We start from the raw sequence: 9,955 nt of genomic DNA, 5'->3' as shown, positions 1-9,955 counted from the left end.
AAGGCAGCGGCCTATGGGCCAACAAAGGCAGCACTGATCAATCTCGCAGAGAGCCTCTATCCCGAGATGCGGGCGAAGGGGGTGTCGGTCAGCGTCATCAATCCCGGCTTCGTCGAAACACCCCTTACGGCGCAGAATGACTTCGAGATGCCATTCCTCATGAAGCCGGAGGAAGCAGCCCGCCGCACCATCCAGGGCCTCGCGGCAGGGCGCTTTGAAGTGGCGTATCCCAGGCGCTTCGTGGCGATCCTGAAGGCGATTCGCCTTCTGCCTTATCCGATCTTCTTCCGGCTCATCGCACGGGCGGTTCTGAAATCCGGATAACGCTCACGCGAGCAACTTGCGCACGGCTTCCTGCCAGCCCGCATATTTGCTCTCGCGCTCAGCCTGCTTCATTTTCGGCGTGAATCGCCTGTCGCGCTTCCATGACTTGGCGAACTCGGAAGGCTTCGGCAACAGCCCCGCCCTGAGACCCGCGAGATATGCCGCACCAAGAGCGGTGGTTTCGAGGATCGGCGGCCTGTCAACCGGTGCATCAAGAATATCGGCAAGGCGCTGCATGGTCCAGTCGGAGGCGGTCATGCCGCCGTCGACACGCAGGATGGTCTTTCCAGTTCCACCCATGTCCCTCTGCATCGCGCGCAAAAGATCTAAGGTCTGGTAGCAGACCGCTTCAAGGGCTGCCTGCGCCAGTTCCTTCTTCGTCGTGCCGCGCGTAAGCCCGAAAATCGCACCGCGGGCCTCGGCATTCCAGTAAGGCGCGCCGAGCCCGACAAATGCAGGAACAAGATAGACGTGCTGATTGGGATCGGCAGCCTTCGCAAGGGCTCCGGTCTGATCAGCCGAGTTCACGAGTTTCAACCCGTCGCGCAGCCACTGCACGGCAGCGCCGGCGATGAAGATTGCACCCTCCAGCGCATAAGTGCGCTTGCCGTCGAGTTGGTAGGCGACAGTGGTGAGAAGCCGGTTCTGTGAACGGACGGCCGTGCTGCCCGTGTTGAGCAAGGCAAAGCACCCGGTGCCATAAGTTGACTTCATCATGCCAGGCTCGAAACAGGCCTGACCCACCGTGGCGGCCTGCTGATCGCCCGCGACACCGCAGATTGGGATCGCCGCTCCCAAGAGCTTGGCGTCCGCCGTGCCGAAGTCGGCGGCACAGTCCTTCACCTCCGGAAGAAGGCTCGCGGGAATGCCAAGGATGCGAAGAAGAGTATCATCCCACTGGCCCGTGTGGATATTGTAGAGCAGCGTGCGCGACGCGTTTGTTGCATCGGTCGCATGCACCTTGCCACCGGTGAGCCGCCAGATGAGGAAGCTGTCGATGGTCCCAAAGGCCAACTCGCCCTTCTCGGCTTTTTCGCGTGCGCCCTTCACATTGTCGAGGAGCCAGCGAATCTTCGTTCCCGAGAAGTATGGGTCAAGAAGCAGGCCGGTTCGCTCGGTGAAGAGCTCCTCATGCCCTGCCGCCCTGAGTTGGGCGCAGATCGGGGCAGTCCGGCGGTCCTGCCAGACGATCGCCTTGTGGATTGGTTTTCCTGTCCGGCGGTTCCAGATGACCACCGTTTCGCGTTGGTTTGTGATGCCGATCGCTCTCACATCCTGCGGCTTTGCCTTCGCCTTCCGGATTGCCGCTTTCGCGACTGCGATGACGCTGGTCCAGATCTCTTCCGGGTCATGTTCGACCCAACCGGACTTCGGGTAGAATTGCTGGAACTCCTTCTGCCCCGATCCCAGCGGTTTCAGCTTCGTGCTGAACGCAATAGCCCGCGACGACGTCGTGCCCTGGTCGATGGCGAGAATGATGCCCGGCATGTCCTATTCTCCTGCACGCTTCAGTTCGATCGCCTCCGCACCAGGCGTCATATAGCTTTGGAGCGCTTGTTGATCTTCCTTCGCCATGTGCAGTCCAAGCTTCGAGCGGCGCCACAGGATGTCATCGGCGGTACGTGCCCATTCCTTCCGCTTGAGCCACTCGACTTCACGCTCGCTCAGGACACCAAAGCACCGGCCAAGGTCTGCGAGCGAAGTTACGCCCTTGAGCATCGTCTCTACATCCGTGCCATAGGCCCGGAACAGGCGGCGCACATTGTCGGGCTCCAGAAAGGGAAACATGCGGCCAAGATCTGCAATTCGGCTCTCGACGTCGGCGAATGGAAAGTCACCCCCCGGAAGGGCGGCTGACTTTGTCCATGGCTTGCCCATCTTCGGGAAAAAAGGCTCGACCTTGTCCATGGCGGATTCCGCAAGCTTCCGGAATGTCGTGATCTTGCCGCCGAACACCGACAGCAGCGGTGCGCCGCCATCGGGATGATCGAGTTTCAGGACATAGTCACGTGTCGCCTCCTGGGCCTTCGAGGCCCCGTCGTCATAAAGCGGGCGTATTCCCGAGTAGGCCCAGCGCACGTTGCCGCGCGTTACGGGCTTCTTGAAGTATTCGCTCACCGAGCGGAGCATGTAGTCCGTTTCGGCCTCCGAAATCTGAGGCTTTCCCGGGTCGCCCTTGTGGTCCTCGTCGGTGGTGCCGATCAGTGTGAAATCCTGCTCGTAGGGTATTGCAAAGCAGATCCGCCCGTCTGCATTCTGGAAAATGTAGCAGCGATCATGTTCGTAAAGCTTGTCCACGACCAGGTGGCTGCCCTTCACCATGCGGATCTTGTCAGGATCATTGCGGCCGACGACGGCACCGAGAACCTGGCTCACCCACGGCCCTGCGGCGTTTATGAGCGCCGAAGCACGGATCTTGTCCTCCGATCCGTCTGGTCCGCTGATCGTCAGTTCCCACACCCCGTCCACACGGCGGGCGGACGTGCATTTTGTCCGCGTCCGGATGACAGCGCCGCGCGCTTCCGCATCACGCGCGTTCAGCACCACGAGCCGGGCGTCCTCCACCCAGCAGTCGGAATACTCGTAGCCGCGGCTGAATGATTCCTTCAGCGGCTGGCCAGTCACGTCAGTGTGCAGATCGACGCTTCGCGTACCGGGAAGAACCTTGCGGCCACCGAGATGATCGTAAAGAAAAAGGCCCAGGCGCAGGATGGGCCACGCCCGAAGTCCCTTATGGTGCGGGAGCACAAAACGCAGTGGCCAGATGATGTGAGGTGCAGCATTCAGAAGCACCTCGCGCTCGATAAGCGCCTCGCGGACGAGGCGGAATTCATAGTGCTCAAGATAACGCAGGCCGCCGTGGATCAGCTTGGTCGATGCACTGGACGTGCCGGACGCAATGTCTCCCTGCTCCGCAAGGAACACTTTCAGTCCGCGCCCCGAGGCATCGCGTGCGATACCGCAGCCATTCACACCGCCGCCAATGATGAAAAGGTCATAGATCATTCCGCGGCATCCATTGCATTATCGTTTCCGGCCAATTCATCGGCAATTTCGAGTCTCACGCCATTGTCCCTGCAATAGGCAACCACAGGCTCCGGTGGCGCCCGGTCAGTGACGAAGACGTCGACATCGGTGAGATGCCCGATTCTGACGGGAGCCGTTCGGGTGAACTTCATGGCATCAGCCACAAGCATCGCGTTGCGTGCGTTCCTCATGATCGCCTTGGCCACGCGCACTTCGCGGTAATCGAAATCAAGCATCGCACCGTCTTCGTCAACCGCCGATGCGCCGATCACAGCGTGGTCGACCTTGAACTGGGCAATGAAATCGACAGCGGCCTCGCCGACAATGCCGCCATCTGTCTTCCGCAACATACCCCCGGCTACGATCACCTCGATCTTGGGCCGCGGCATCAGGATCGTGGCCACATGAATGTTATTTGTGATGACGAGCAAGCCCTCGTGATGCACCAGCGAACGGGCTACTTCTTCCGTCGTGGTGCCGATGTTGATAAACAACGAGCAGTTGTTGGGGATCAGCTTCGCAGCGTGCCGCCCGATCACAACCTTCTCAGTGGCTGCCATCAGCCGCCTGGCTTCATAGGCGAGGTTTTCGACCCCGGAGGACAGCATCGCGCCGCCATGAGTACGCGCCAGGAGGTGCGCATCGCATAATTCGTTGAGGTCCTTGCGGATGGTCTGGGGCGTCACGTCGAAACGCAGGGCAAGATCATCTACCGTCACGCTACCCAACTGGCGCGCAAGCGTCATGATCAATTGCTGCCGGGGGCTGTTGCCCTCCATGGTTTCTCCGTGGATTTAGCGGCTTGAGCTGCGAAGTTGATGACGTAAGGTGTTTCCAGATGTGATGATTTCATTTTTTTTCGTTTTACGCAATATTGCAGCGCACAAATTCTTCGTTATTTCGCCGATTGACGTTCGTTTGTTTTCGTATGATAGTTTGTCGCAGGTGCCATGCAACAGGCGCCTTACCGTTAGGGAGGACCAAACATGCGAATGAAATATCTCGCCTCATCTGCTGCAGCCTTGGCGCTGCTGGCGATGACGAGCCCCGGCTTCGCCGACGTCGAAGCGGCCAAGAAGTGGATTGACAGCGAGTTCCAGCCCTCCACACTCTCCAAGGAAGACCAGCTCAAGGAGATGGAGTGGTTCATCAAGGCGGCAGAACCGCTCAAGGGTATGGAAATCAACGTGCTGTCGGAAGGCATTCCGACCCACGACTATGAGTCGAAGGTTCTGACCAAGGCCTTTGAGGAAATCACCGGCATCAAGGTGAACCACCAGATCCTGGGTGAGGGCGAGGTGGTGCAGGCCGTCCAGACCCAGATGCAGACGAACCGCAACCTGTATGATGGCTATGTTAACGACTCCGACCTGATCGGTACCCATTCCCGTCTGCAGCAGACCTATAATCTCACCGACATGATGGCCGGTGACTGGAAGGACGTGACCAACCCCGGCCTCGACCTTGGCGACTTCATCGGCATCAAGTTCACCACCGGCCCGGACGGCAAGCTCTACCAGCTGCCCGATCAGCAGTTCGCCAACCTCTACTGGTTCCGCAAGGACTGGTTCGACCGCGCCGACCTCAAGGAAAAGTTCAAGGCCAAGTATGGTTACGAGTTGGGCGTGCCCGTCAACTGGTCGGCCTATGAGGATATCGCCCAGTTCTTCACGGAAGACGTGAAGGAAATCGACGGCGTCCGTATCTTCGGGCACATGGACTACGGCAAGCGCGCGCCTGACCTGGGCTGGCGCATGACCGATGCCTGGCTCTCGATGGCCGGTGCTGGCACGGTGGGCGAGCCGAACGGCATCCCCATCGACGAGTGGGGCATCCGCATGGAGAAGGGTTCGTGCAATCCCTCCGGCGCATCCGTCGCGCGCGGCGGTGAGACCAACGGCCCGGCCTCGGTCTACGCCATCGCAAAGTGGGACGAGTGGCTGAGGAAGTATGCACCTCCCGGCGCAGCCGACTATGACTTCTATCAGTCGCTGCCCGCACTGGCCCAGGGCAACGTCGCCCAGCAGATCTTCTGGTACACGGCCTTCACTGCCTCCATGGTGGCGCCGAAGTCGGAAGGCAACAACACGGTCGACGATCAGGGCAACCCGCTCTGGCGGATGGCTCCCTCGCCGCATGGCCCCTACTGGAAGGAAGGCCAGAAGGTTGGCTATCAGGACGTGGGTTCTTGGACAATCCTGAAGTCCACTCCGGCCGACCGTGCAAAGGCTGCCTGGCTCTACGCCCAGTTCGCCGTCTCCAAGACCGTCGACGTGAAGAAGAGCCAGGTCGGTCTCACCTTCACCCGCGATAGCACGGTGCGCCACGAGTCCTTCACGGAGCGTGCGCCCAAGCTTGGCGGTCTTGTCGAGTTCTACCGCTCGCCGGACCGTGTCCGCTGGTCGCCCACGGGCATCAACGTGCCGGATTATCCGAAGCTCGCCCAGCTCTGGTGGCAGCAGATCGGTGACGTGAACTCCGGCGCCTTTACGCCGCAGGAGGCCATGGACCGTCTTGCCCAGGAAATGGAGCAGGTGATGGCCCGCATGGAAGCGGCTGACAAGGCCAACAACACCTACGGTGGCTGTGGCCCGCGCCTGTCCGAAGCCAAGGATCCCTCCGAGTGGCTCGGCAAGGAAGATGGCCCGAAGGCCAAGCTCGAGAACGAGAAGGAACAGGGCGAGACGATTGCCTTCGAGGAAATCGTCAAGCGCTGGCAGCAATAATCTAGCCTCAAGGGGCGCGGGAATATCCTTCCCGCGCCCTCTTCTTTTCCGGATCACTCAACCAGCAGGGACGCATGGCCCTCGAACTCATTGATGTCGCAAAGCAGGTGGGTGCGGATACGCACATCCACCCGACTTCGCTCGTGCTACCCGAAGGTTCCTTCAACGTGCTCCTCGGGACGACCCTCGCCGGCAAGACGACGCTGATGCAGCTGATGGCAGGCATCCAGAAGCCGAGCTCGGGCTCAATACGCTTTCGCGGCAAAGACGTTACAGGGCTAGCTGTGCAGCAGCGCAACGTCTCCATGGTCTACCAGCAGTTCATCAACTATCCCAATTTCAGCGTTTACGACAACATCGCCTCGCCGCTCAAGGTCGCAGGGATGGACAAGGCAGAGATCGACCGGCGCGTCATGTCCGCTGCCGAACTCCTTCGCCTCAAGCCGATGCTGAAGCGCAAGCCTTCCGAGCTGTCTGGCGGCCAGCAGCAGCGCACAGCAATTGCACGCGCCATCGTGAAGGATTCCGACCTGATCCTTCTCGACGAGCCGCTCGCCAACCTCGACTACAAGCTGCGCGAGGAATTGCGCGACGAGCTGCCGAAGCTCTTTGCCGGCCGCAATGCAATAGTGGTCTATGCCACGACCGAGCCTACCGAGGCCCTGCTCTTTGGCGGAAATACGGCGACGCTCCACGAAGGGCGCATCACACAGTTCGGTCCAACAGCCACTACCTATCGTACGCCGAAGGACCTGATCACGGCACAGGTGTTCTCGGACCCGCCAATCAATACCACGATCGTGGAGAAACGCGGCAGCATGCTTCATGTCTTCGGCGACCGGGTATGGCCAGCAGGCGCTTCGGCATCGGGCCTCGCCGACGGTACCTATACCATGGGCATCCGTCCTCACCATGTGACGCCACTTCCAACGAATGCAACCACCGGTGAAATCAAAGGGCGCGTGCTGGTAACCGAACTCTCTGGCTCAGAGAGCGTGATCCATCTCGATGTTGCAGGAGCCACCTGGGTCTCGCAGTCGCACGGGATTCATCCATTTGAGGTTGGCTCACTGGCGAGCCTCCATGTCGAGGTAGACCGCGGATTGTTTTTCTCGCCTACCGGCGAACGGGTGTCCTGATGGCTGAAATCCGCATCGAAAACCTCCGCCATTCCTACATGTCGAATCCACAGAGTGAGGACGACTTCGCCTTGAAGCGGCTGTCCCTCACGTGGGAAGATGGCGGAGCGTATGCGCTGCTGGGACCTTCGGGCTGCGGCAAGACGACCCTGCTCAACCTCATTTCCGGGCTCCTCACACCCACTGAAGGCACGATCAGCTTCAATGGCCGCGACATTTCCCATGCCTCGCCGGAGGAACGGAACATCGCGCAGGTGTTCCAGTTCCCCGTCATCTACGACACCATGACAGTTTACGACAACCTCGCCTTCCCATTGCGAAACCGCGGCGTTGACGAAGCCGAGATCAAAAAGCGCGTCAGTGAAATCGCAGAAATGCTCGAACTGACCCGCACGTTGAGCAATCGTGCTTCAGGACTTACCGCGGACGGAAAGCAGAAGATCTCGCTTGGCCGAGGGTTGGTGCGTTCGGATGTGAACGTCATCATGTTTGATGAACCATTGACCGTCATCGATCCGCATCTGAAGTGGCAGCTCCGTTCAAAGCTCAAAGAACTCCACCTCCGGACCAAGCGTACCATGATCTATGTGACGCATGACCAGACCGAGGCACTGACCTTCGCAGATCAGGTTGTGGTGATGAACCAAGGCGAAGTCGTACAGTCTGGGACCCCCATCGACCTGTTCGAGAGGCCGCAGCACACCTTCGTCGGGCATTTCATCGGCTCGCCCGGCATGAACGTGCTTCCCTGCGAGGTGAAGGATGGAATGGCCTTGTTTGCAGGTGAAATCATCGCGGTGGGTAACGGCGCACACGCAAGGGGCAAGGGCAGGAGTGAGATCGGAGTGCGTCCCGAGTTCGTGTCGTTTGCAAATGCCGGAATTGCGGCGGATGTGGTGCGGGTCTCTGATGCAGGGCGATTCCGCATCGTCGAAGCCCGTAGTCACGGGCACAGTATCAAGCTCCTGGTCAAGGAGGGTGAGACGGTGCCCGAAGGCCAGACATTCCTCGCCTTCGATGCCGCCCACACGCAAGTCTATGAAGACGGCTGGATGGCAGGGGCGCGCAGATGAACAAGACGCTCAATAACCGGGCATGGTGGCTTGTTCTCCCCGTCTTCGCGATGGTTGCGTTCAACGCGCTGCTGCCGTTGATGACGGTGGTGAACTACTCACTGCAGGAAACATTCGGCAACAATGAGTTCTTCTGGTCGGGTGCGATCTGGTTCGAGCAGCTTCTTCACGACGACCAGTTCCATGAATCGCTTCGCAGGCAGATCATCTTCACGGCCCTCGTGCTTGTGATCCAAATTCCTCTCGGCCTTGCGATCGCACTTTGCATGCCGCGCAAGGGTCCATGGGTTTCACTGTGCCTGGTGTTGATGGCGCTTCCACTACTGGTGCCGTGGAATGTGGTTGGCTCGATGTGGAACATCATGGCGCTTCCTGACATCGGCCTGCTCGGCAAGGCGATCAACGCGATCGGAATTCCCTACAACTATACACGTCAGCCTTTCTCCGCCTGGTTCACGGTCGTGCTGATGGATGTGTGGCATTGGACATCCTTGGTGGTGCTGCTGTGCTATGCGGGACTCGTTGCGATCCCGGACGCGTATTACCAGGCAGCGAAGGTCGACGGCGCGAAACCCTGGGCAGTGTTCCGCTATATTCAACTGCCCAAGCTCAAGCACGTGCTGACGATCGCCATACTTCTCCGGTTCATGGACTCCTTCATGATCTATACCGAGGTGATTGTTCTGACGGGCGGCGGACCAGGCAGCACAACGAAGTTCCTTTCCATCGACCTTGTGCAGAAGGCACTGGGCGGTTTCGATCTCGGGCCAGCCGCTGCGTTCTCGATCGTTTACTTCCTGATCATCCTGTTAGTCAGCTGGTTATTCTACACGCTCATGATGCGCGGGGAGACAAAATGATCCGCAAACGTTATGTCGTTCTGACCCTGTACATCATCTTCCTGATGCTGCCGATCTATTGGCTGCTGAACATGTCGTTCAAGACAACCAATGAAATACTAGGAGGCTTCAGCGCCTACCCCAGGGAGTTCACGTTTGATAGCTACCGGACCATCTTCACCGATCCGTCTTGGTACAACGCCTACATCAACTCGATCACCTATGTGCTAATCAATACGGTGATCTCGGTTATCGTTGCCCTGCCTGCGGCATATGCTTTCTCGCGCTACCGCTTTCTGGGCGACAAGCACCTGTTCTTCTGGCTTCTATCGAACCGCATGGCGCCGCCCGCCGTTTTCGTTCTTCCGTTCGTGAACCTTTATTCGGCGGTCGGGCTTTTCGATACGCCGTGGGCCGTGGCTCTTGCACACACGCTATTCAATATTCCGCTCGCCGTATGGATTTTGGAAGGGTTCATGTCCGGCGTGCCCAAGGAACTGGACGAGACCGCGTATGTCGACGGCTACTCCTTCCCGTCGTTCTTCATCAAGATATTCCTTCCCACGATCTCCGCGGGAATTGGTGTCGCGGCCTTTTTCTGCTTCATGTTCTCCTGGGTTGAGATGCTGCTGGCGAAGAATCTCACCTCCGTCTCAGCCAAACCCATCGTTGCCGCAATGACCAAGACGGCCAGTACCTCCGGATACGAACTCGGCTTGCTCGCCGCGGCGGGGGTATTGACGCTGATACCCGGGGCCATCGTCATCTATTTCGTCCGCAACTACATTGCCAAGGGCTTTGCCCTCGGCCGCGTGTGAGAAAGGCAA

At 59.1% G+C, this 9,955-nt stretch carries 9 protein-coding genes; 6 read left to right on the top strand and 3 right to left on the bottom strand.

Going from position 1 to position 9,955, the window contains the following annotated elements; all coding sequences use genetic code 11:
* Nucleotides 1-324 (top strand): SDR family NAD(P)-dependent oxidoreductase (locus ACILRA_RS03245; RefSeq protein ID WP_395660656.1); only part of this gene is annotated, 324 nt, incomplete at its 5' end.
* A gap of 3 nt (nt 325-327) precedes the next feature.
* Here the strand turns inward: ACILRA_RS03245 and glpK are convergent.
* The 3 genes from glpK to ACILRA_RS03230 are packed head-to-tail and all read right to left on the bottom strand — an operon-like array spanning nt 328 to nt 4,130.
* The gene (gene glpK, locus ACILRA_RS03240; RefSeq protein ID WP_395660655.1) at nt 328-1,812 is read right to left on the bottom strand and encodes a glycerol kinase GlpK; all 1,485 of its coding nucleotides are present in this window, start codon (nt 1,810-1,812) and stop codon (nt 328-330) included.
* Between the two features lie 3 nt (nt 1,813-1,815).
* On the bottom strand, nt 1,816-3,330 hold the full coding sequence (gene glpD / locus ACILRA_RS03235) for a glycerol-3-phosphate dehydrogenase (protein WP_395660654.1): 1,515 nt from the start codon (nt 3,328-3,330) through the stop codon (nt 1,816-1,818).
* Nucleotides 3,327-4,130 (bottom strand): DeoR/GlpR family DNA-binding transcription regulator, encoded by an 804-nt coding sequence (locus ACILRA_RS03230; protein WP_395660653.1) that lies wholly within the window; start codon nt 4,128-4,130, stop codon nt 3,327-3,329. Before ACILRA_RS03230 ends, glpD begins: the two co-directional genes overlap by 4 nt.
* A gap of 207 nt (nt 4,131-4,337) precedes the next feature.
* Between ACILRA_RS03230 and ACILRA_RS03225 the strand changes: the two genes are divergently transcribed.
* The 5 genes from ACILRA_RS03225 to ACILRA_RS03205 all read left to right on the top strand — a co-directional run bounded on the left by ACILRA_RS03225 (nt 4,338) and on the right by ACILRA_RS03205 (nt 9,946).
* Nucleotides 4,338-6,077, top strand: a complete 1,740-nt coding sequence (locus ACILRA_RS03225) for an ABC transporter substrate-binding protein (protein WP_395660652.1) — start codon at nt 4,338-4,340, stop codon at nt 6,075-6,077.
* 74 nt (nt 6,078-6,151) lie between these two features.
* The gene (locus tag ACILRA_RS03220) at nt 6,152-7,216 is read left to right on the top strand and encodes an ABC transporter ATP-binding protein (RefSeq protein ID WP_395660651.1); all 1,065 of its coding nucleotides are present in this window, start codon (nt 6,152-6,154) and stop codon (nt 7,214-7,216) included.
* Complete coding sequence (locus ACILRA_RS03215) at nt 7,216-8,289, top strand: ABC transporter ATP-binding protein (RefSeq protein ID WP_395660650.1); 1,074 nt, start codon at nt 7,216-7,218, stop codon at nt 8,287-8,289. Before ACILRA_RS03220 ends, ACILRA_RS03215 begins: the two co-directional genes overlap by 1 nt.
* Nucleotides 8,286-9,149: a carbohydrate ABC transporter permease gene (locus tag ACILRA_RS03210; RefSeq protein ID WP_395660649.1), complete on the top strand. Its 864-nt coding sequence runs from the start codon at nt 8,286-8,288 to the stop codon at nt 9,147-9,149. The genes ACILRA_RS03215 and ACILRA_RS03210 overlap by 4 nt, the downstream gene beginning before the upstream one ends.
* Complete coding sequence (locus ACILRA_RS03205; RefSeq protein WP_395660648.1) at nt 9,146-9,946, top strand: carbohydrate ABC transporter permease; 801 nt, start codon at nt 9,146-9,148, stop codon at nt 9,944-9,946. Before ACILRA_RS03210 ends, ACILRA_RS03205 begins: the two co-directional genes overlap by 4 nt.
* Nucleotides 9,947-9,955: the final 9 nt, after the last annotated feature.

This window comes from Aestuariivirga sp. (genome assembly GCF_044239095.1).
Taxonomy (GTDB): Bacteria; Pseudomonadota; Alphaproteobacteria; order Rhizobiales; family Aestuariivirgaceae; genus Aestuariivirga.
The sequence above is the reverse complement of the archived record's forward strand: the minus strand, read 5'-3'. Positions and strand labels throughout refer to the sequence as shown.

Excerpts from the sequence above, each read along its gene's own strand:
- ACILRA_RS03230 (WP_395660653.1), bottom strand. The coding sequence starts at position 4,130 with ATGGAGGGCAACAGCCCCCGGCAGCAATTGATCATGACGCTTGCGCGC.
- ACILRA_RS03205 (WP_395660648.1), top strand. The coding sequence starts at position 9,146 with ATGATCCGCAAACGTTATGTCGTTCTGACCCTGTACATCATCTTCCTG.
- ACILRA_RS03210 (WP_395660649.1), top strand. The coding sequence starts at position 8,286 with ATGAACAAGACGCTCAATAACCGGGCATGGTGGCTTGTTCTCCCCGTC.
- ACILRA_RS03225 (WP_395660652.1), top strand. The coding sequence starts at position 4,338 with ATGCGAATGAAATATCTCGCCTCATCTGCTGCAGCCTTGGCGCTGCTG.
- glpD (WP_395660654.1), bottom strand. The coding sequence starts at position 3,330 with ATGATCTATGACCTTTTCATCATTGGCGGCGGTGTGAATGGCTGCGGT.
- glpK (WP_395660655.1), bottom strand. The coding sequence starts at position 1,812 with ATGCCGGGCATCATTCTCGCCATCGACCAGGGCACGACGTCGTCGCGG.
- ACILRA_RS03215 (WP_395660650.1), top strand. The coding sequence starts at position 7,216 with ATGGCTGAAATCCGCATCGAAAACCTCCGCCATTCCTACATGTCGAAT.
- ACILRA_RS03220 (WP_395660651.1), top strand. The coding sequence starts at position 6,152 with ATGGCCCTCGAACTCATTGATGTCGCAAAGCAGGTGGGTGCGGATACG.